This is a genomic window from Anaerovorax odorimutans, from assembly GCF_024459955.1.
GTDB lineage: Bacteria > Bacillota > Clostridia > Peptostreptococcales > Anaerovoracaceae > Hominibacterium > Hominibacterium odorimutans_A.
In genome coordinates this window covers 96,680-118,268 of sequence record NZ_JANFXK010000013.1, presented here as the reverse complement: position 1 = coordinate 118,268, position 21,589 = coordinate 96,680, and the positions used below count along the sequence as shown (strand labels likewise).

Sequence of the window (21,589 nt, the reverse complement as noted above, 5' to 3'; positions counted from 1 at the left end):
CCCGCAAACCCACATCTTTGCGTAACTTTCCGTTATTTTTGTGAAAAGTTACCGCCGGCGGGCAGCTGGCTGCCCGGCTGCCCGCTCACAGCAAAGGATGGCCGCAGGTTTGCGACCAAATCCTGATTTTCCTGGCAGATCCCGCGACCATTGGCCTCAAAAAAGCGCCTTGGTCGCAAGGCTAGGTTAAGAAATAGCCAACTCCAGAGCCCAGCGGATCCCAGAGCCAACTCAATCCAGGTCCAGGCGCTTCTAAGCATCTTTGTTTTAATATTTTTTTACAAAACGTGTACAAAGTTTAAAAATTTCTATTTTTGTACACGTTTTATAGGTTATAATTTATCATTTTTTTCTAATTTCTACCATATTTTATGAGTTTAAGCGTTATTTTAAGTTAAAACTACGGGTTCTTTATAGAAAAAAGACGGTTTTACGTGTACAAAATGTTTGGTTTTATTAATTTGTACACGTTTTTACATTTTTTACCATCACACTTGCCAAAAGGGAGAGGCACCCCTCCCTTTCTTCATAATACAAAAGAGCAGGTATCCCTACCTGCCCTATCATCTTCATACTGTTGTTTTAAATCCGGCCGCAACCCCGCAGCCCGGGGCCCGCAAACTCGCAAACTCGCAGACCTGCAAAACCGCAGCCTGCCAGCCTACAGCCCGTAAAACCCGCAAGCCGCAAAACCCACAACTTTCATCATCCTCTGCCTTCTTAATCTCTACAGCTGCCGCAGCGCATCTACGATCTCGATCTTTTCTGCGCTGGTATCCTCAGCGGATTTGATAACTCTGGCGGGAACGCCGGCGACAACCGCGCCTGCCGGGACATCTTCAATTACCACGGCTCCGGCGGCTACCACAGCGCCTTGGCCGACTCTGCAGCCTTCCAGTACCACCGCATTGGCCCCGATGACTACATTGTCTTCAATGATAACCGGTGTCGCGTTAGGCGGTTCAATGACTCCGGCCAGTACGGTGCCGGCGCCGATGTGGCAGTTCTTTCCTACGGTCGCCCGACCGCCAAGAACAGCGCCCATATCGATCATGGTTCCGGCGCCGATTACTGCGCCGATATTGATAACCGCGCCCATCATAATTACTGCGTTATCGCCGATTTCCACCATATCACGGATAATCGCGCCCGGCTCGATGCGGGCGTTGATATGCTTGGTATCCAGGAGCGGAATCGCTGAATTGCGGCAGTCGTTTTCCACAACATAGTCTTCGATCTTATCTTTATTGGCCTCAAGAACAGGGCCCAGCGTTTTCCAGTCACCGAAGACGATCTTATCCCCTGTCCCGAAAACCTGACATCCGGCAAAATCCACCGGCTCTTTTTCTTTTACATAAACTTTTACGGGAGTCTTTTTTTCCGCGTTTCCTATAAATTCTATTAATTCTCTTGCTTCCATCTGTAACTCGCTTCCTCTATTTATCGCCAAAAAGTACATCTTCCATATTGTACAGGCCCGGCCCCGCAGTCTGTGTAAACGCTGCGGCTTTCACTGCTCCGGCAGCAAAAATCTTCTTTGAACCGGCAGTATGTTTGATCTCCAGGATTTCATCATCACCGGCAAAGATCACATCATGTTCTCCGGCAATGGTACCTCCGCGAACGGCATGGATGCCGATCTCTTTGCCCCTCTTGCGATTTCCTTCTCTGCCGTGGACCTCTTCATAGGTTCCCTGACCGTTGAGCGCGCCAACCAGCATCTTGGCCGTACCGCTGGGTGAATCCAGCTTTTTATTATGATGTTTTTCAATGACCTCGATATCAAAAGTATCCTCCAGGATCGGCGTGATCTCTTCCAGAACCCGCTTCATCACAGTGATTCCCAGCGAAAAGTTGGCGGCAAAGACAACGGGCACCTGCTGTGCCATATCTACGATCATTTGCTGCTGCTCCAAAGTGAATCCGGTCGTCGCGATGACAGCCGGACAGGACTTGGCGATACAATAATCCATCAGCATTTCCAGATTGTTTGGATTGCTGAAATCGATCACCGCATCCACCTGGCCTTCTATATCATGAAGTTTTTCTCCGTTTCTCGGTTCTATAATTCCCGCAAGGGACATATCCTGCTGCTCCTCAATCGTTCCGGACAGCACCTTGCCCATAGCACCTGCGCCTAAAATGGCTACATTCATAATCCTTCTCCTCCCATAGTCCTTCCTACACGAAATACCTTAGAGCAGATCGATGGCTTTCATGGTCTCGATCAGCTTTGCTTTTGCGTCTTCTTCCATCCCGCACAGCGGCATCCGGTAGCCGCCCACGTTCATTCCCACCAGATTCATGGCTTCCTTGATGGGAATCGGGTTGGTTTCGATGAACAGAGCATTGATAAAGTCCAGATAATATTTCTGCATATCAGCTGCCTTTTTCACATCTCCCTCAAGGTATGCCATTGCCATCTCATGTGTCTGACGCGGCAGAATGTTGGCCAGTACGGAAATGATTCCTGCTCCGCCCATGGACATCAGCGGAATGGAAATATCATCGTTTCCGCAGTAAACATTAAAGTCGTCATTAATCAGTCTGGAAATCTTGGTGATAAACGACATATCTCCGCTGGCTTCCTTAATGCCTACAATATTCTTATGCTTGCTGATCTCCGCTAATGCTTCATAAGTCAGAGAAACGCCGGTTCTGCCGGGAACGTTGTAAACATAGATCGGAATATTGACCGCATCGGCTACGGTGTAGAAATGGTTAACCATTCCGGCTTTATTGGTCTTGTTATAGTATGGAGTGATGACCAGCAGGGCGTCCGCACCCATCTTTTCGTACTTGATACTCTGTTCCATAGCGATCATTGTATTGTTAGAACCGCTGCCTACGATGATCGGAACTCTGCCGGCTGCGGTTTCTATGGAAATTCTGGCAATCTCATCTTCTTCTGTTACGGTCAGGGCCGGAGTTTCCGCTGTAGTCCCCAGTACGAGGATCGCATCAGTCTGTTCGGCTATATGCCATTCGACCAGCTCCCTGAGCTTGTCGTAATTGACGCTTCCGTCTTCATTGAATGGTGTTATCAACGCCACCATTGAGCCTCTTATCATTTTAAATTTCCTCCTGAATATATGTACCTTCCGCAACTCTCACCGCAGGACCCGCCATCGTCACCTCGCCGTCCGGCAGCTGCTCAATAATCAGCTGTCCGTATGGCAGACGAACGGTCACCTTGCTCTCGCATTTTCCCTGTCTCAGTCCCATAACCAGAGACGCGCAGGCCCCCGTGCCACAGGCGAAGGTAAAGCCTACGCCTCGTTCATAGGTCTTGATAGCCAGAGTTTTGGAATCAATTCTCTTTACAAAATTTACGTTGGTTTTCTCTGTGAAAACGGGGTGGTTGGACAGCTGACCGGCTGCCGTTTCCGAAGGAAATTCGTCAACCCATACTACCGTATGGACCGTTCCCATGAAGCAGCTGCTGACGGTGAAAGCGCCTTCCGTAGTTTCCAGCTGCTGGTCGAGGAAAGTCTCCGATCCGTTCAAAACGCCGAAATCAGCCGATTTGAAACTGGGCTTACCCATGCTGATCTTAACCAGAAAGGGGGAAGTTTCCATCATATTGACGATCATTTCCCCGGCCAGGGTCTGGACCGGATAAACTTTTTCCGTTCGAATCCCGTTATCAAAGCAATATGCCGCAAAGCACCGGATGCCGTTGCCGCACATGGGAGCGCGGCTGCCGTCCATATTGTAAAAGACCATTTCCAGCTGCGGATCTTCCCTGACGATAATCAGTCCGTCCGCACCGATACCGGTAGCCGTACTGCATACGGCCTGTGCCAGCGCGCTGTAGTCCTGCCCGCGCGCATCTTCTTCCTTCACAATGATAAAGTTGTTCCCGCATCCGTGATACTTGGCAAATTGAATCATTTATACGCTCCTTACAGATCGAAGGCTTCGGCCAGTGCGATGGCTGCCTTGATCTTCCATTCCATATCCACCGTTACTGAGATGGAGATTTCGGAAGTGGTGATGTGATAGTATTTAATGTCGTTGGCCGCCAGAACGTTGAACACTTCGCTGGCAACTCCGGAGTGTGTGGCCATGCCTACGCCTACCAGAGAAATCATTGCCAGATCCTCTTCACAGTCAACCGTCACACCTGTAAATGCCTTGTCAGCGTCAATGTGCTTTTTCAGTTCTTTTCCCTGGGCTCTGGTGCAGCTGAAGGATACGGAACATGTGTCTTTCCCTGTGCTCTGCTGCGAAATCATGTCAACGTTGATGTCCAGCTCTCCCAGCATCTTGAAGCACTCAGCAACGGTTCTGCCGTCGTTTCTTACATTCTTCAGTGTGAAAATAGCGATATCTTCCTGGATGCTCATGCCTGTAACCGGCATATCTTCTACTAATAAATTATCGTTGTTCATAATGTATGTTCCTTTACTTTTATCCCTTTCCAATGATTTTCCTAAAAATAACTTAACGCCGTATTTCTTGGCCAGCTCAACGCTGCGCGTCTCCAGCTTGTCGGCTCCCAGATTGGCCAGCTCCATCATCTCTTCGTAAGTGATGCTGGGCAGACGTTTTGCCTGGGGATAAACCTCCGGATCTACTGTGTAGAGGCAGTCCGTGGTGCTGTACACCTCGCACGGCCATTCCAGATGAGCCGCGATGGCTACGGCTGTGATGTCGGAGCCGCCTCTTCCGAGGGTGGTTACGTCTCCGTCCTCACTGACACCCTGGAAACCCGCCACTACGGCGACTTTTCCCTGGGCGATGATTTCTTCCACCTTTTCCGTATTGATCTCTTTGATCCTGGCGTTGGTGTGATAATCGTTGGTAATGAATCCGGATTGGAATCCGGTCATGGATACCGCCGGTACTCCCAGATTGTTGAGGGCGATGGCAAGCAGCGCTACTGACTGCTGCTCTCCGGTGGCAAGAAGCGCATCCAGCTCTCTTTTCGGAATATCTTCTCCTACTTCCTGAGCCATTTTCATCAGGCGATCGGTTGTCCGCCCCATGGCGCTGGCTACGATAACCAGTCCGTCGCCTTCCTGTCTCGTCTCAGCCACATGCTTTGCTATGGCTTTTATTTTATCAATGGTATCGACGCACCTGCCATTGTATTTTTGTACTACATTCATCTTCATTATCCTTTCTTTTATGATAAGATCCCGCGCTTTTACGCTCCGGCTAAAATCTAAATTGTCAGCTGTTCGTCCGTATCCAGCCTGAGCTGATCTTCGTAAGTTTCCCTTCTCAGGACTCTGCGGGCTTTTCCGTCCTTTACAAAAACCACTTCCGGTCTTCCGGCCCGGTTGTAATTGCTTGCCATGGAATAGCCGTAAGCCCCTGTGGCGTACATAACCAGCAGGTCGCCTTCACGGGCCGTATCAGGAAGCTCCGCCTCTTTGACGAGGATGTCGCCTGATTCGCAGTTCTTTCCGGCTACGCAGTAGGTTTTGTTCTTTGGTTCTCCAAGGCGGTTGGCTATATCGCAGCTGTATTCGGCCTGGTAAAGGGCCGGTCTTATATTGTCGCTCATGCCGCCGTCCACAAAGAGAAAATGCTTGGTGTCGGTGTCTTTACTGTACCCCACTGTATAAAGTGAATATCCCGCCTCCCCTACGATGGATCTTCCCGGTTCGATCAGGAGCTTTTCCAGCCGGACGCCTTTCTCAGCCGAAAGCTTTTCACATGTCCGGGCCAGTATGTCTGCCATTTCCCCCAAGGGGATCGGTTTATCATCGGCAGTGTATCTGATGCCGAATCCACCCCCTATACTGAGAGATCTCGTCTGAATGTTGTAGTCGTCCCGCATTTCGCGGATAAAGCCCAGCATGATGGCCAGCGCCTCTTCAAACGCTGTTGTCTCAGTGATCTGCGAGCCGATGTGGCTGTGAAAGCCTTTGAACTGCACGTAATCGCTGAGCATGGCCTGGCTGACCAGAGATTTGATCTCGTTTTTCTTCGCGATGGAAATACCGAATTTGGAATCAGAGCCGGATGTCCGTATATACTCATGGGTGTGGGCCTCGATTCCCGGGTTGACCCTCAGCAGGACCTGAATGGGTTTTTTCAGCTGTGCCGCCAGCTCCGTAAGCCGCTGACATTCCATTTTGTTATCCAGAACAATGGTGCCGCAGCCCAGTTCAAGGGCCATCTTCAATTCTTCCTCGGACTTGTTGTTTCCGTGGAAATAAACCTTTTCCATAGGTACGCCCGCCTGATGCGCGCAGTACAGCTCACCGCCGCTGACTACATCCAGGCCGGCGCCCGCCTGCCGTACTTTCTCAAAGATCGCTTTGCAGGAAAACGCTTTGGCCGCATAGACCACCTCCGTCTCAAACTGATCGGATTGAAAATTTTCCGTGGCTGCTGTGAATTGCTGTTCAATTTTTGCTTCGTCGTAGACCAGGAGCGGTGTTCCTGAAATTTCTGCCAGCCTTTGGCAGTCAATTCCTCCGATTTCTAACGTTGCCATGTTGTTACTTCTCTTTTCCTTTTTATTTTGTGTTTTTGTTGATATGGTCCCGCAAGCCTTTGATCGAATGAAAAAAAGCCAGCGAGCAATCCTCGCTGACCTAAATAACAGTCTCTGATGACGAAAAACGCCGTCCAGATGAAACTGAGTTAATCAAATGTCACGAACGGATAGCTCAACTGTTTTGAAGTTAACTCCAAAACAGACAGTCACATAGCTATTAACTATATGCCCACCGAAGCGCCATGCCTGGAAACTTCGATTCGGCGAAGGTTACCTCCAGATCAGGTCTATGCCTGCCGGCTCTCTGATCCTTCTTTTGCTTCGCGCCTCTATCAACTTGTGCTTAGTGTACTAGATATTGGCCTGTATTGCAACCCTTTTTTGTGAATTTGTACAATTTTTTTAGGATTTCTGTGTTTTGTTTATGCAAGGCCGCCAGTTTTTCTTTGACAAGCCGCCGCAGGGATAGTATCATGTTCTAAAAAACAGAAAGGGATAAATTTGATGGATTTTCAAAAGCAGCTTACTCTCCATCGGAGAGAACTACATAAAATTCCCGAGCTCAGCCGTGACCTGCCCAAGACGAAAGCCTACGTGAAGTCGGTCCTTGAGACGCTGGACTGTCAGGTTTTCGAGGTCATGGAATCCGGGCTCTACGCGTATTTTGACCGGGGAAAGGCTACGACGGCCGCCTACCGGGCGGATATGGACGCCCTGCCTGTAACAGAGGTAAACCAGGTGGAATACGCCTCTGTCCACAGCGGCAGAATGCACGCCTGCGGCCATGACGGCCATACGGCGATGGTCCTTGCCCTGGCTCAGTATGTGGACACGGTAAAGGACCTCCCGTCCAACGTTCTGTGCATCTTTCAGCCGGCGGAGGAAACGACGGGCGGCGCGAAGGAAATCTGCGAGACCGGGATTCTTGAAGCTTATCATGTGGACCGGATCTTCGGCATTCATATGTGGCCGTTCATAGAGGCAGGAAAGATCTGCGGCAAAGCAGGCCCGATGATGCCCCGTTCTTCCGAGATTACCATTGAAGTCTTTGGCCGCACTTCCCACGCTACGGCTCCGGAAAACGGCATCGACGCGCTTTTCATCGGCTGCAAGTATATTGAGCAGGTGTACGCGCTCCACCGGGAGCGTTCCAGGCCCAATCCTACGCCTGAGGAGCGGACGATCATTCAGATCTGCAAAATGGAAAGCGGCACGGCCCGCAATGTGATATCCGGCTACAGCGCTCTGCTAGGGACGATGCGCGCCTTTTCCGATGAAGATTTCGCAGGGCTTGTAGCAATCCTGGAGGAAACGGCTGAGAAGCTGTCCCAGGAATATGGCTGTCAGATTAAAGCGGCCCACAGCGAAGGATATCCGCCGGTGTTCAACAGCAGAGAGCTTTACCGTCAGGTGCTGCCCGCAGTAAAGGAACATCTGCCTTATGAAGAGATGGAAACTCCCGCTATGATCTCGGAGGACTACTCTTTTTATGGACTGCGGGTGCCTTCCCTGTTTTTCTTCCTGGGAACCGGCACCGGAATCGCGCTCCACAGCAACAACTTTGATTTTGACGAGCAGGTTCTGAGCCAGGGGCTGGAACTTTATAAAACGCTTCTGTTTCATCAGTAGGGTGGGACGCGGTTCGGAAGTTCGGAGTCAGATGTTGGGAAGATGGATTCTCCATATTCATCCACTTTACCCATTTCCGGCGGAAAATCCCTCTTTATGGATAAAAGTTGTGGCTTGGAAGGGTCCGTTTTGGATGATTTCCCGCCAAATAGGCGGATTTCAAAAAATGGATCGCCAGGACCGTTGCAAAATTACCCATATTCTCTCGTTTTAAAGGGAATATGGGTAATCTTTGTAATACGGACATGTTTCCCGCACGCAATCGCCTCACTCGGGCTGCGAACTGATATGCCGGACACTTGCATAAATAAGGCCGGTTAAATCGGCAATCTCTTTCCATCTTGTTTCATCCGCGCTCAAGTAATAGTAATTTTTTGTTCCTTCTCTGCGCATTGCGACAATCCCGGACTCTTTGAGTATTTGCAGGTGATGAGACACGGAGGGTCTTGTCAAATGGGTTTTTTCAGCAATTTCCCCCACACGAATTCCTGACAAATCACTCTCTAAAAGCACCAGCAAAATAAGCTGCCTTGTTTCGTCCCCAATGGCAGTAAACGCGCTTCTGCATTCCTGAAACCCATTTATAATTTTCCGCAGTCTCTCTTCACATTCTTTTTCCATTTTAAGTCCTCTACATATATCTGACATCTAATTTTTTGCGCTGCACGGAGCGGAGAAATTTCACGTCAGGATAGCCAAGTACCAACGTCATTGCCACCCGCTTTCCTTTTGGAACTTTAAGCGCTTTCTTAATTTTAGGCGAAGCATTGGCAGCCATTGTGAAAAAACCGCTGAATAACACGCCCAGTCCATTGGCTTCCGCTTCAAACTCCATATTCTGCGCGGCGAGAATACCATTTGTTTTGTCCTTTGCTAAAATCACAATGACCGTAGGCGCGTTAAAAAAGAAAAAGTGATCGTCTATTTGCGTGTTCCTTGCCATCGGGCTGAACAAATCTGCCAAAGGCTTTATCTTCTTAAACATGCTAACCGCCGCCTGCTCCATACGATTCTTCTCCTGATCGAGTACAACAAAGGATACGTCCTGCATATTTTTCGCTGTATGAGTAAGCCTGCCTGCTTCCAAAATTTTTTCAATCACTTCCCCGGGAATTTCTTTTTGTTTAAATTGCCGGATGGTTCTCCGAAAACGAATAACGTCCAAGACCTCATCCGGGTTCAGACGGGTATCCCCTTTTTTATCAATCTGTTCACTATCGTAACCGCTGATGGAAATGGCTTTTGTCGGGCAGACCCCGGTACATTGCCCGCACAGAATGCAGTCATCCAGTCGTAGTTTTACCTTTTTACGATCTATTTCCAGGTTCTGTGCAGCGCATACCCTGGCACATACTCCACAGCCGACGCACTTGTTTGTATCGACCATCAATCGATGCTGTTTCATATTCCTGTTCCTTTCGTTAAAGTTTATTAACCATTATATCCAACAGGAATAATTGGAACAACATCGGTAAAGAAATTCATTACCATTCATTATATTCTTCTTTACAGTGGGTAGAAAATTTACTTACTTTCAGATACGAAAACAGCAGGTCACACCCGGCTTTTTATCGCCGGAATGACCTGCTGTTTTTAATTTTTAAGCGTAAGTTTCCTCTTCTTCTTTTTCCTGTTCCTTTTTCTTGGAGAAAATAGCGGTCAGGACCTGGATAACGGCCAGCACGGCCATTACGATCGTCCAGTTATCCGTCCACTGCATCGGCAGGGACATATCCTCCGTAAGGATGAACACGATAATTGAGGCTACGGCTACTACTGCGCTGAATATCCGCAGAATGCCTCTGCGCTTGATCTCTGTTTCCGGCTGCTCTTCTTCCTCGTCAGCTTCTTGTTTTCTCTTCGTGAAGTAGAGAACCAACAGCAGGATGCTGAGAAGTGCGGTCACGATGGCCAGGATCAGGTTGAGCAGCGCCCAGTGAGCATCTGTTCCCGATGCCAACGGGGTCGGCTGGTCTTCGATGGTTACCGGCGCAGCGTCCTGGTCGTTGGCCTGCACTCCGGCTGCCAGCGGTACCTGACCCTGCGGGATCACAACCGGAGCTGCCGCGGCCGGCGCTGCTGCTGCAGCAGGCGCAGCGGCGGCACCGCCTCCTGCGGCCCCATTTGCGGCCGTACCGCCCGCTGGGGTCTGCCTCGTTGTGGTAGTTGTCGTACTTGTCGTCGTGGTAGTTGTTGTAGTTGTGGTGGTGGTATCATCCTGCCTCGGATCGCTGTTGTCAGGAACAATCAGTTCCGCATAAACATCATCTCGCACGTACAGCCAGCAGTTGTCGCTGAGGTGTGCATCGCTTGTGGCATAGTGGGCTGTGTGTGACGCGCCTTCAACGGCCTCATCTTCTTTTGCTCCGTCAACATCCATGCTGAACCACTCATCTCCGCCCTGAACCAGGTAAGGCTGGTTCTTTTCAACGGTTACCGCAAAGGAACGGTATCCTTCCGGCAGAGCCAGTTCCGTTACTTTTTCGCTGTAAAACAGATCAACTCCGCTGTCAGGCATCTCATCCTTATAAACAGTTACGTCCAGGCCCTCATATGCGGCTTTGTTCATGAACGTTCCCTGCAGAATTTTCGCTCCGCCTGTTGCTTTTCGTTTGCTTTCGCTCCTGTCGAAGGTGTCGATGGCAAATTTTGTGCCATCGGCCAGGGCTGTAACGGTTGCTTTTTCGCTGATGGAAATATGGCCTGCCTGGATGTTCTTGGCACCGGATCCGATTCCGGACGCGCCCCATCCGCCGGTCGCTTTTATAGTTCCGTCTTCAATCGTAATGTCCAGCTTCGTATCGGAAGCGTATTTGCTGGTATTGGGATCTCCTGAACCGATTCCGGCTCCGCCCAGCTTATCGCTTCTGTTGCTTGCTCCGCCTGTTGCGTCGATCGTTCCGCCGCTGATGCGTACAGTAACTTCGTCGGCACCGGACCCGCCGCCGACTCCGGCTCCGCTTCCGGCTGCTCCCTTAGCAGTTACATTGCCGCCTGAAATGGCTACGGTTGTCTTATCGAGAAGGGCAGCGTTTCCTCTGCCGGTTTTCTTTTTAGCTCGTTCTTGATTGTTGTTGGGTGTTCCGCCGCTGCCGATACCGGCCGCGCTGCTTCTGTCGGCAGTTCCTTCGGCCACAGCCGTTATATTGCCTCCGGTAATGGTAACGTTTCCGTGACCTTCATAACCTCCGCCGATTCCCGATCCGCCATGATTTCTGGTTTCTCCCTGGGCACCGATGGCCTCCACGGTTCCGCCGTTGATAATAACGTTTCCGCTGTCGCCGTACATTCCGCCGCCGATTCCCGCTCCGCTTCTGCCGCCTTTTGCCTTTACCTTAGCGTTCCCGCTTATGGTAATGGTTCCTCCATGATAGTGACCGGGGCCCTTGTCATCGTCAGTGTCGCCAACCTGATGGCTTCCCAATCCGCTGCCGATTCCCGCTCCGCCGCCATCGCCTGTGGCTGTCACGTCTGCCTCGCCGGTAATGGTAATCACACCGCCGTCGCAATGATTGGCGCCACCGATCCCTGCTCCGCCGCCTGCTCCTTTAGCAATAATCTTTGCCGTTCCGGTGATGATTATTGTTCCGCAGGCGCGGTCCGCCTTTTTATAAGAGCCGTCATTGGCAGTACCGCCGATTCCGGCTCCATTCGTGCTGCCTTCCGCGGTCAGTTCTCCGTCTCCCTGGATTGTCACTTTATTTCCTGCTGTAACCTGCAGTGCCGTATTTTTATCTCCGGTGATCTGATTCTTTCCTTCCAGAACCAGCGTCACATCGGAGTTCTTTGTCAGCTTCATGGATTTCTCGATCTCAGCGTTTTTTAATACGATGGTTCCTTTGTATCCCTCTGTGGTAAGCGTGTTGCCTTTACCTGTTACTGTAACGGAATTTTTATGATCAAATGAAGAAGTTCCCTGTGAAACAGTTTTGTTTGTAATGAGAATATCGCCGTCAGCCAGATCCAGCTCGGATACGGCTGAGGCTGCAGCTTTCGCTTTTCCCGCCTTTTTCGCGGACTTTGCTTTTGTTTCCTGCGTTTCTTTTGTATCTTTTGTTTCTCTATTTACGCTCTCGTCTTTTGCGTTCGCATTTTTGTCTTCCTGCTGTGTCTCCGTCTTTGCGGATTCGCCGTTTTCCTGCGCGCTGTTCTGAGAAATTGTTTCTGTCTGCGCAGCCGCAGGTTCCGTTTCCTTTTCCGCAGCAAAACTGCTGCCTGCCGCCTGCAGGCCAAACAGCATCAAAATTGCTGTAATGCTTATAATTCTTATCAAACGTTTTTGTTTTCTCATGGGATTCTCCTGTTCTTTCCTCATCTTTAATAACAGTATACGCCCAAAAGGTTACATAAGGGTTACATCACGCTGTAACCCTTAAAAAAAATTTTTAATCTGTCAAATCGGCCAGTTCAGCAGCTACTGTTTTCAACAACGGTTCCAAGGGAACTTCCATCTGAAGTCCTACTTTTCCGGCGCTGACAATAATTTTTTCCTGATGAGCAGCGCTTTGATCGACAGCGGTTTTGAACAGTTTTTTCATTCCCACGGGGGAGCATCCGCCCTTTATATAGCCGGTAACCCTGGTGATATCCCTGGCCGGGATCATCTCGATCTTTTTCTCTTTAAAGTGTCTGGCTGCTTTTTTCAGATCCAGCTCTTTGGCCACCGGTATCACACAGACATAGTATTCCCGGCTGCTTCCCTGCAGCACCAGAGTTTTAAACACCTTTTCCAGGGGCATTCCGGTCGCTCTGGCCACTGACACGCCGTCGAGAAATCCGTCCGGAGCATCGTACTCGTAAACCTCATAAGGAATCTTTTTGGCTTCGATAATCCGCACCGCGTTGGTCTTCTGCTTGCCGCGGCTCATTTTAGCGCGCCTCCTTTACCAGATAGGTGTTGGTAAAGCCGAATTCATCGGAATGTACCACGTCGATTACGTGAAATCCCAGGCTCTCGTAAAAGGCCACGTCATCATCCGTATTGGTGAAAAGCATGATTGGCAGCCCCTCTTCTTTAGCGAAATCACAGACAGCGCTCATCAGCCTGCGCCCTCTTCCCTGCTTCTGATAAGCTTCCTTTACGCCCAGAAAATCCGCATAGAGATGCGGATACGGGATATCCACCTGCTCCTCCAGCCGATCCAGTTCATCGAAGAGTTCAACCCTGCGCTGCTGCTCTTCCTCTGTCAGCCGGGCCATTGCCGCTTTGTACTCCGGGGAATAGCTGCCGGCGCGGATATGCCTCTCTTCCGTGTAATTCATGTCCTGGGAATACACCAGGCAGACCCCTTCGTTGATTTCTTCATCCAGCGCAAAAGCCTGCCCGTACTCCATATCATATGCCACATAGTAGCGGAGCGTGGCTTCAAGAGCCGCCTCTTTTGCCCGTTCATCGGGAAAAGCCGCCATCAGTTTGGGATAATAGGTAAAAGCGTCCTTATACGTTTGAATCAATTTTTCCCGGTCTTCTTTTTTTAATTTATACAATCCTTTAATTTCCATAATATTCTTCCTTCATTAATGAATGACATAAAACATCCCGCAATGTACCGTCGTAGATCCGATAGGCCCGGCGGAGCATTCCTTCATATGTGAACCCGCATTTCCGGATTACGCTCTGGGACCGTTTGTTCTCCGGACCGGTGCAGATACAGATCATATCCAGCTTCATCTCTTCAAATCCGTAGCGAATCACTTCCGTTGCCGCTTCGGTCATCAGTCCTTTTCCCCAGTAATCTTCCGACAGGGAGTACCCCAGTTCCCTGCTGTTGACGCCCGGCCTGTATTTATCCGTATCAAAACCAATGCTGCCAATGGCCCTGCCGTTCTCTTTGTCCCGGATGGCCCAGACCCTGTTCGGTTGGAAAACAGTCTTAATAATTTTTCTGGACTCTTTTATATCCGCGTGAGGTTTCCAGCCGGCGTGAGGGCCGACGTTGGGATTCCTCGCGTATTCATAAAGGTCGGCCGCGTCTTTCCTGGTCCACGGGGAAAGAATCAGCCTGTCAGTCTCCAGTTTTCTCATAATCACCTCCTGCCCTATAACTATACCATAGAAAGTACCCATTTATCAAAGTTTTGCATAACGTATTATTAGGAGGAATATCACCATGAAAAAAGTATTGAGTGCTGTCCTCGTTCTGATACTCTGCTTTTCCCTTGCCCAGCCGGCCTTTGCTGCCAGTGAGCACAGGGGCATTGACGTAAGTCAGTGGCAGGGGCGAATCGATTACGCAAGAGTGCGGGACGCAGGAATTCGGGTCGTATATATGAAAGCGGGAGAGGGTTCCCAATTCGTAGACCCATATTTTGAAAGAAACTACCGGGAAGCCAGGAAGCACCGTCTGGATATCGGTTTTTATCATTTTGTTACGGCCAGATCCGTGGATGAGGGCCGCAGGCAGGCGCATTTTTTCGCGTCTTTAATAAACGAAAAAAATATGGAATGCCGTCCGGCTATGGATTTTGAGCAGTTTGGTGATCTGAGCAAACGTGAAATCAATGCCATTGCCAGGGCCTATATGGAAGAGCTGGAAAAGCTGACCGGCCTGAAACCTATGGTCTATTCCGATGCCAGCAACGCCCAGAATCTATGGGACCGCCGTTTGGCCCGCTATCCTCTGTGGGTGGCCGATTACGGGAGGGACGAACCTTATAGCACAGGACACTGGCGGGCCTGGGAAGGCTTTCAGTACAGCGACCGGGGCCGGATTTCCGGTATCGACGGTCTGGTGGATCTGGACCGGTTCAAGGATGGCGTGTATCTGAAACACCATGAGAAAGTTAAGGCCCGTCCTGAGGTCCAGCGAACAAAGAGAGTGTGTACCCCTTGTCCCTGCTGCCCGCCGCTATGATACAGCAATAAAACGCCTCGTAGACCTGAATCAAGTTAAAAAATCTGCCCTTATTTTTCCTGAAGAAACAACAAGCATTAAGCGATAGTTTTGCAAACAGGCTGCCGCATCACGTATTAGAGCTCTTTTCTAATCTGCGGCAGCTTTTTTTGTGGACTTGGCTTGGGCGGGCACGCCCAAGCCAAGTCTGGAAATAAAGTCGACAGGGCCGGGGGGCTGGCCCGGTAACCATAGGCGAGTTTTGCGAAAAAATGAAAATTTGTGCTACCTGCTCTTTGAAGGACCGCAGGATCGTTGAAAAAGCCGCAAGATTCCAACGGTCCCGTGGCCTTCCAGTCGCCCAAAAACACAGATTTTCACTTTTTATCAACATGCAGCAAAAAATCGAGTTTTTGTTGAACTTTTTTCAAAGCTACAAGGCATTGAGACGCAGAATCTCGATCAATCATGCTGCTTTGAGCAGGTGCAGGGGTCATAAGCCTTGGAAATACTTCAACAACAAAGGCAAAATGAGTCCATTGTTGAATAAATATGTACATTTTCTAAAATTTTTATGTTCTTCCTTATTTTTTAATGTTGGTCCGGGCAGGCCCGGGAGGCCGTTCCGGTAACTTGTCCTTATTTTTTCTAAAAGTTACGCACTTTTCAACGTTCCTGCGGCCTTCCGGACGCCCGCCAGCACAAATCTTCATTTTCAACTGTATCAACACCCCGCAAACCCACAACTTTGCGTAACCAGGCCCCCTTTTTCGAAAAAAGTTACCGCGGGCCGGGCCCGGACCCGGCAGGGCCGCACCAAAGCTGTAGGTTTACAGGTATTCGAAACCGTAAGAAATGAAAATTTGTGCTACCTGCTCTTTGAAGGACCGCAGGATCATCAAAAATCTGTAACCTTTCAACAGTCCCGCGGCCTTCAACCCGCCCGGAAATACAGGTTTTCATTTTTTATCAACATGCGGCGAAAAATCGAGTTTTTGTTGAACTTTTTTCAAAGCTACAAGGCATTGAGACGCAGAATCTCGATCAATTACGCTGCTTTAAGCAGGCACAGGGCCTATAAACCTTGGAAATACTTCAACAACAAAGACAAAATGAGTCCGTTGTTGAATAAATATATACATTTCCTAAAAATTTGATGTTTTTCCTTATTTTTCAATGTTGATCTGGGCAGGCCCGGGAGGCTGATCCGAGAGGCTGCCCCGGTAACTTATCCTTATTTTTTCTAAAAGTTACGCACTTTTCAACGTTCCTGCAGCCTTCCGGACGCCCGCCAGCACAAGTTTTCATTTTCAACTGTATCAATACCCCGCAAACCCACAACTTTGCGTAACCAGGGCCCCTTTTTCGAAAAAAGTTACCGCGGAGCCGGGCCCGGGGCCGGACCCTGCAGGGCCGCACCAAAGTTGTAGGTTTACAGGTATTCGAAACCGTAAGAAATGAAAATTTGTGCTACCTGCTCTTTGAAGGACCGCAGGATCATCAAAAATCTGTAACCTTTCAACAGTCCCGCAGCCTTCAACCCGCCCGGAAATACAAGTTTTCATTTTTTATCAACATGCAGCGAAAAATCTGGTTCTTGTTGAACTTTTTTCAAGGATACAAGACATTCAGACGCAGAATCTCGATCAATTACGCTGCTTTGAGCAGGCACAGGGCCTATAAGCCTTGGAAATACTTCAACAACAAAGGCAAAATGAGTCCGTTGTTGAACAAATATGTGCATCACCTAAAATTTTGATGTTCTTCCTTATTTTTCAATGTTGATCTGGACACCCCGGGAGGCTGGCCCGGTAACTTATCCTTATTTTTTCTAAAAGTTACGCACTTTTCAACGTTCTCGCGGCCTTCCGGACGCCTGTCAGCACAAATTTTCATTTTCAACTGTATCAACACCCCGCAAACCCACAACTTTGCGTAACCAGGGCCCCTTTTTCGAAAAAAGTTACCGCGGGCCGCGAGCCGGGCCAACACCTGCACCCGAGACCACAAGTCTGCGCGGCCCCGCCCCCGCCCGGGTCGGCCACAAGTAAAAAGAAAAAAATTCCGCGGCACCAAAACCTGCCGCGGAATTTTTTCTTTATTCTGTCGTACTCAATATTTCCTTATTCTTCTCCACCTGACTGATCTTCATCCGGCTCACATCATCGGGGTCTACCTTTTCCCTGAGGCCCAGAATCGTTGGCCCCAGATAGATCGTATCCAGGACCTCCCCGTCGAGGGAAATCTTACTGTACTCAGTGAAGTTTTCGCCCTTAATATAATAGTCCTCACCGATCTTTACAATATCGTTAATCTTAATTTTCTTGATACCCATTTTCATGTCGGTCGGCTCGAAAGGACTCTTTCCTCCGTAAATATAGTCCTCACCGTAGAGCATGTCATAGGCCAGCGTCTCAAGGTTTTTCAGATAGTCGGCGCTGTTTTGATATTTCTGATGGTACTGTGTCAGCAGTCCGTCATGGATGCCAAGACGATCCAGAACTTCGGCGCCAATCTCGTAAGCCGCCAGGTTCTTATCCTCTTTTTTCATACCAAAATTGTTCCAGATAATATATTCCGTAGAGAACAGGTCATTGTTTTTCATCTGATCTTCCGACATATCCAGGGCCGGAAGATGGTCGCCGTACATGACGAGAACCACATCCTCATCGAACTGGGACAGCCGATCCGTCAGATCCTTGACGAACAGATCCATTTCATATACCTGATTCACGTAATACTCATACTGCCATCTCTGCTCTTCTGACGGCGCTTCGGTCACGGTAACCGCTGGGTTTTCCAGAATCTGCTCAGTGGGGTACTTTCCGTGTCCCTGCACAGAGATTGTATAGATATAGTCCCTTCCCTCCGTAGATTTCATGGCGTCAAGCATCTGATCCGTCAGGAGCCCGTCCTTGGACCAGTTTTTCGCTGTCTTGACTACATTGTTCATGTATTCCAGAGAGGTAAAGGTGTCAAAGCCCAGGTTGGGGAAAACCTTGTTTCTGCCGTAGAAAGCGCCTCTGTGGTTATGGATGGCGTGGGTGGAATAGCCGATATTTTTCAAATCATAGGGAATGCTTTCGCAGGTTTTCTCCAAAAGCACGGATTTATACGGATACTCCCCGGGGCCAAAGAATTTTACGCTGATTCCGGTCATGGACTCGAACTCCGTATTGGCCGTACCCGCTCCGACAGATGGAACCGTCAGGTAGCCTGACGAATATTCCTTCATCAGCTTTCTGTAATTGGGCATCGGATCCCTGGAATAGCTGAAACCATCCACAAGCGTAGGATCGATGAAAGATTCCAGCTGCAGGAAAATGATGTTGGGATGCTTTTCGTCTTCGTCCTTTTGCTCAATTTGATAGGTGCCGTCCTTGCCCAGCTCGCCATTTTTAAATATGCCTTTGACCGCCTGCTCCGAATAACCGTCGGGCTTTTTGATTCCCGTATCCAGCCAGGTACTGATAAAGCAGTAAGGAACGCCGTAATCCTGATAAGCGTACGCCAGGTTTCCGAAAAAGGTGGCCACCGTCTTGGTTTTAACCGCACCCTGCCACACACCAAAGGTGGCTGCCGCGATAATCAGAATGGAGATAATGCTCCTTTTGTAATTGACCTTGCGCTTTGATTTGGGTGCGAAGAGAAACAAAAGGATCAACCCCGCCACCAGAACCAGAATGCCCACGATTGCCAGAATGAGCGTGGCTGTGGACAAGTAATTGGTCGCAATGGAAAGCCCGTCCCCCAGATTGGCCATATCCTTGACCGTAAAAGGCGTCATACGATTGAGCAGAATAACGCCGTTGGTAATTCCCAGCGCCATCCAGAGCGCGGAAATCACCACATACCAGAATATCTTTCGCCTGAAAAGCAGAACGATCGAATAGGTGGCAAAAATGATGAACGTGTTAAATAAAAAGACCGCAGGGTTCTGCGCAAAAAAACGAAAGCTCTCAATGAGAGAATGCCTTGCCATCGTTTCAATGAAGAGATTCATTGCCAATGCCAGCACCGCGGAAAATACAATACTGTTTCGCAAATATTTTCTGTAAAAAGATTTCAACTTCTCCATATTCCTCTACTCCTGATGATTTTTTATGTGCCTTGTCATATGATTGGCAATGGCAGCAAATTCTTCAAGGCTCAGCGTTTCCGCCCGCCTTACCGGGTCGATGTCCGCCGCGTTCAATACCTCTCTGACCGCATCCTTAGAAAGTCCTGCGGCCCCTGTCAGAGAGTTGAGCAGCGTTTTGCGCCTCTGCCCGAACCCGGATTTGATACATACAAAGAACATTTTTTCATCGATCAGTTCCACCGGATGCTCCTTGCGGATATCCAGCCGCAGAACCGAAGAATCGACCTTTGGCTGTGGAACGAACACTTCTTTGGGAACGGCCGCCACCTGGCTGATGGTGCAGTAATACTGCACGGCAACCGATAAGGCCCCGTAAGTCTTGGAACCCGGCGCGGCTTTGATCCGGTCCGCCACCTCTTTCTGCATCATAATGGTAATGCTGTCGGCCGGCACGCGGTCCTCCAGAATCTTCATTATGATCGGCGTGGTGATATAGTAAGGAAGGTTTCCGATTATCTTCACGCCGCCGTTTCCCCGATAGCGTTCCACCACCCCGGTAAGGTCTGTTTTCAGCACATCCTGATTGATGACTGTCACATTGGGGTACGCTCCCAGCGTTTCTTCCAGTATGGGGATCAGGTTGCGGTCGATTTCCACAGCGACTACTTTCCCTGCGTACTCCGCCGCCTCTGCTGTCAGCACTCCGATTCCCGGTCCAATCTCAACGACCAGATCCTCTTCTCCAATGTCCGAGCTTTCGATGATCCTGTCAATTATGTTTTTATCGGTAAGAAAATTCTGGCCCAGGCTCTTTGAAAGCCTGAAGCCGTGTTTTTCTCTGATCTCTCTTATTGTTGATGGCGCGTAAAGCTTCATTTATATCTCCTCAAGCTTTTTGAGAAACTGATCTCTGGTAATTCCATACTGATTCAGTCGATTCAAAAAGCATTTGCTGTTTCCATATCCGATCCCCAGAACTCTGCCCAGCCTGTCTCTTCTGTCCGCTGCCTGGGGGTGGGCGGTCAGTCCGTATTCCCTCAGGTCCTCCATGGTAAATTCGTCCCTGGCTTCCTCAAGGGTGTAGTGGGCATTTTCAAGAGCCTGACGGATACTCCGGGGCGATGCGTTCTCAATGCCGATATCTCCGGCCTTCTCAGCGTCTTTTCTGGACAGATAGGCCTGACCTGCTTTGGGAAACTTTTCCGTCAGCCGTTTGCGGATCTCCGTCCCCGCGTAGTCCGGGTCGGTAAAAATGATGATGCCTTTTTCATTATACGCTTTTTCAAGGAGTTGCCAAGTATCTTTTTTAATCCCGTAGCCATGAGTCTCAATGGTATGGGCATCTACCGCCTGTTTTATCGCCGCCGTATCGTCCCTGCCTTCCACTACGATCGTTTCTTTAATCTTCATTGCCGTTCCCTTTCTTTTTATCGGAAGCGGACGGCACATAGATATTTTCTCCCGGCAGCACCAGGCGCAGCTGTGTCCTTCCCTGCTCCTCGATGTACTCCGGGTTGCTGAGCTGTTCCAGCTCTTCCTTGAGTTCCGCTTTCTGTTCCTGCAGTTCCTGCTGCTGTCTGAGAATTTCCTTTTGTTCCTGTTTCAGCGTTATAATATTATAAATAGATACACCAATTACCGCTACAATAGCAAGGATTATAGCGGCATAGATGATGCTCCTTCTTTTTCTCGCCTGTTTTACGCTCGCCCTGACAGGCCGCTCGGGCGCGGGCCGCTGGTTCAGTCTCCCCTTTTTATGCTGGCGGCTCCTCTTCTCCTGCCTCTTCCTGCGAGCCTCTTCAATATCGATTACCTGGCTGGTATCTTTAAATTGTTTGCTCCTTTTTCTTTTTGCCATGTCTCTTTCTCAAACCTCTTGTCCTTTTTCCCTCACAGTAAGTTGGGAGTATTATACCACAAAAGCATTTCTTCCACAACAAAACCCCTATTGCAAACGCGCAGACCGCGTGGACGCTGATACGGCCGTAGGCGCAGTAGTACAGGAACTGGGATGTCATCACCGCGGATGCCAGCCAGAAGAAGATTTCAAGAAACACGCGAACCCATTTGTGAATTCTCACCTGCCCGCAAAGAAAAGAGCATAACTGATAGAAAAGCATGAAAGCGATGCCCGCTCCCAGCATGACCAGACACTGGCTGGCCTGCTCCTTTATCAGATCGGTCAGCTGTATACTCATTTAAGAATCTTTCTAATGAGTCCTTTTTCCGATTTGTCTTTTTTCTGCGTATAAGCGAGCGAATTGATCTCTCCCGTAATGACAGCTTTTCCCTCACCCAGATCGAGCATCTGGATGTGCAGTCCCTTGCCTTTAATCAGCAGGCCCCCCGTCTTCAGATTGGCGCAGATCTCTTCTTCATCGAAGTTGTCGATATCAGCCACTTCCGTGACCGTTATCTTTTCCCTGTTATCAATGGTAATTACATGGTTTTCCATAGGCAAATCCCTCCTTATTAGCAGTATATTGCCCGGGAAAGTTTCCTAGAACGATTACCTTTATGTACTCTGCGCTGCTTTCTTATTATAGTCCAAAAATCGCTTCCGTTTATTACGATCTTCTTACGGTTCTA

The 21,589-nt window shown here is 49.4% G+C and carries 20 protein-coding genes and 1 riboswitch; of the genes, 2 read left to right on the top strand and 18 right to left on the bottom strand.

What is annotated here, in order from left to right:
* Nucleotides 1-727: 727 nt before the first annotated feature.
* Genes dapD through lysA form a run of 6 tightly spaced genes read right to left on the bottom strand, consistent with a single transcriptional unit; the run spans nucleotide 728 to nucleotide 6,454 of the window.
* A complete protein-coding gene (dapD, locus tag NE619_RS12290; RefSeq protein ID WP_256132720.1) occupies nucleotides 728-1,420 on the bottom strand; it encodes a 2,3,4,5-tetrahydropyridine-2,6-dicarboxylate N-acetyltransferase in 693 nt (230 codons plus the stop codon).
* Nucleotides 1,421-1,436: 16 nt separating this feature from the next.
* On the bottom strand, nucleotides 1,437-2,156 hold the full coding sequence (dapB, locus tag NE619_RS12285; protein ID WP_256132719.1) for a 4-hydroxy-tetrahydrodipicolinate reductase: 720 nt from the start codon (nucleotides 2,154-2,156) through the stop codon (nucleotides 1,437-1,439).
* A 39-nt stretch (nucleotides 2,157-2,195) separates the two neighbouring features.
* Nucleotides 2,196-3,071 (bottom strand): 4-hydroxy-tetrahydrodipicolinate synthase, encoded by an 876-nt coding sequence (gene dapA / locus NE619_RS12280; protein WP_256132718.1) that lies wholly within the window; start codon nucleotides 3,069-3,071, stop codon nucleotides 2,196-2,198.
* 1 nt (nucleotide 3,072) lies between these two features.
* Nucleotides 3,073-3,894, bottom strand: a complete 822-nt coding sequence (gene dapF, locus NE619_RS12275) for a diaminopimelate epimerase (RefSeq protein ID WP_256132717.1) — start codon at nucleotides 3,892-3,894, stop codon at nucleotides 3,073-3,075.
* 11 nt (nucleotides 3,895-3,905) lie between these two features.
* Entirely contained in the window at nucleotides 3,906-5,114 is a 1,209-nt protein-coding gene (locus NE619_RS12270) for an aspartate kinase (protein ID WP_256132716.1), read from the bottom strand.
* A 56-nt stretch (nucleotides 5,115-5,170) separates the two neighbouring features.
* Nucleotides 5,171-6,454, bottom strand: coding sequence for a diaminopimelate decarboxylase (lysA, locus tag NE619_RS12265; protein ID WP_256132715.1), 1,284 nt, complete (start codon nucleotides 6,452-6,454; stop codon nucleotides 5,171-5,173).
* Nucleotides 6,455-6,617: 163 nt separating this feature from the next.
* Nucleotides 6,618-6,797, bottom strand: a riboswitch (Lysine riboswitch).
* A 164-nt stretch (nucleotides 6,798-6,961) separates the two neighbouring features.
* Here lysA and NE619_RS12260 point away from each other — a divergent pair.
* Nucleotides 6,962-8,086: a M20 metallopeptidase family protein gene (locus NE619_RS12260; RefSeq protein WP_256132714.1), complete on the top strand. Its 1,125-nt coding sequence runs from the start codon at nucleotides 6,962-6,964 to the stop codon at nucleotides 8,084-8,086.
* A 267-nt stretch (nucleotides 8,087-8,353) separates the two neighbouring features.
* Here NE619_RS12260 and NE619_RS12255 read toward each other — a convergent pair whose 3' ends face one another.
* From NE619_RS12255 to NE619_RS12230, 6 genes are all read right to left on the bottom strand, one after another.
* Nucleotides 8,354-8,707 carry an ArsR/SmtB family transcription factor gene (locus NE619_RS12255; RefSeq protein WP_256132713.1) on the bottom strand — a complete coding sequence of 118 codons (354 nt, stop codon included), beginning with the start codon at nucleotides 8,705-8,707 and terminating at the stop codon, nucleotides 8,354-8,356.
* Between the two features lie 10 nt (nucleotides 8,708-8,717).
* A complete protein-coding gene (locus NE619_RS12250) occupies nucleotides 8,718-9,491 on the bottom strand; it encodes a nitroreductase family protein (RefSeq protein ID WP_256132712.1) in 774 nt (257 codons plus the stop codon).
* A gap of 195 nt (nucleotides 9,492-9,686) precedes the next feature.
* Nucleotides 9,687-12,377, bottom strand: coding sequence for a hypothetical protein (locus NE619_RS12245; protein WP_256132711.1), 2,691 nt, complete (start codon nucleotides 12,375-12,377; stop codon nucleotides 9,687-9,689).
* Nucleotides 12,378-12,471: 94 nt separating this feature from the next.
* The gene (ybaK, locus tag NE619_RS12240; protein WP_256132710.1) at nucleotides 12,472-12,954 is read right to left on the bottom strand and encodes a Cys-tRNA(Pro) deacylase; all 483 of its coding nucleotides are present in this window, start codon (nucleotides 12,952-12,954) and stop codon (nucleotides 12,472-12,474) included.
* 1 nt (nucleotide 12,955) lies between these two features.
* A complete protein-coding gene (locus NE619_RS12235; RefSeq protein ID WP_256132709.1) occupies nucleotides 12,956-13,588 on the bottom strand; it encodes a GNAT family N-acetyltransferase in 633 nt (210 codons plus the stop codon).
* The gene (locus NE619_RS12230) at nucleotides 13,578-14,111 is read right to left on the bottom strand and encodes a GNAT family N-acetyltransferase (RefSeq protein ID WP_256132708.1); all 534 of its coding nucleotides are present in this window, start codon (nucleotides 14,109-14,111) and stop codon (nucleotides 13,578-13,580) included. The genes NE619_RS12235 and NE619_RS12230 overlap by 11 nt, the downstream gene beginning before the upstream one ends.
* 85 nt (nucleotides 14,112-14,196) lie before the next feature.
* On the opposite strand from NE619_RS12230, the gene NE619_RS12225 reads away from it, so the two are divergent.
* Nucleotides 14,197-14,940, top strand: a complete 744-nt coding sequence (locus tag NE619_RS12225; RefSeq protein ID WP_256132707.1) for a GH25 family lysozyme — start codon at nucleotides 14,197-14,199, stop codon at nucleotides 14,938-14,940.
* 2,077 nt (nucleotides 14,941-17,017) lie between these two features.
* On the opposite strand, the gene NE619_RS12220 is transcribed toward NE619_RS12225, so the two are convergent.
* Genes NE619_RS12220 through NE619_RS12195 form a run of 6 tightly spaced genes read right to left on the bottom strand, consistent with a single transcriptional unit; the run spans nucleotide 17,018 to nucleotide 21,455 of the window.
* Nucleotides 17,018-18,997, bottom strand: coding sequence for an LTA synthase family protein (locus NE619_RS12220; protein WP_256132706.1), 1,980 nt, complete (start codon nucleotides 18,995-18,997; stop codon nucleotides 17,018-17,020).
* 6 nt (nucleotides 18,998-19,003) lie between these two features.
* Nucleotides 19,004-19,876 (bottom strand): 16S rRNA (adenine(1518)-N(6)/adenine(1519)-N(6))-dimethyltransferase RsmA, encoded by an 873-nt coding sequence (gene rsmA / locus NE619_RS12215; RefSeq protein ID WP_256132705.1) that lies wholly within the window; start codon nucleotides 19,874-19,876, stop codon nucleotides 19,004-19,006.
* On the bottom strand, nucleotides 19,877-20,410 hold the full coding sequence (rnmV, locus tag NE619_RS12210; protein ID WP_256132704.1) for a ribonuclease M5: 534 nt from the start codon (nucleotides 20,408-20,410) through the stop codon (nucleotides 19,877-19,879).
* Nucleotides 20,400-20,858 carry an FtsB family cell division protein gene (locus NE619_RS12205; RefSeq protein ID WP_256132703.1) on the bottom strand — a complete coding sequence of 153 codons (459 nt, stop codon included), beginning with the start codon at nucleotides 20,856-20,858 and terminating at the stop codon, nucleotides 20,400-20,402. Before NE619_RS12205 ends, rnmV begins: the two co-directional genes overlap by 11 nt.
* Nucleotides 20,827-21,198, bottom strand: a complete 372-nt coding sequence (gene yabQ / locus NE619_RS12200) for a spore cortex biosynthesis protein YabQ (protein WP_256132702.1) — start codon at nucleotides 21,196-21,198, stop codon at nucleotides 20,827-20,829. Before yabQ ends, NE619_RS12205 begins: the two co-directional genes overlap by 32 nt.
* Complete coding sequence (locus NE619_RS12195; RefSeq protein WP_148397113.1) at nucleotides 21,195-21,455, bottom strand: YabP/YqfC family sporulation protein; 261 nt, start codon at nucleotides 21,453-21,455, stop codon at nucleotides 21,195-21,197. Before NE619_RS12195 ends, yabQ begins: the two co-directional genes overlap by 4 nt.
* Nucleotides 21,456-21,589 lie beyond the last annotated feature (134 nt).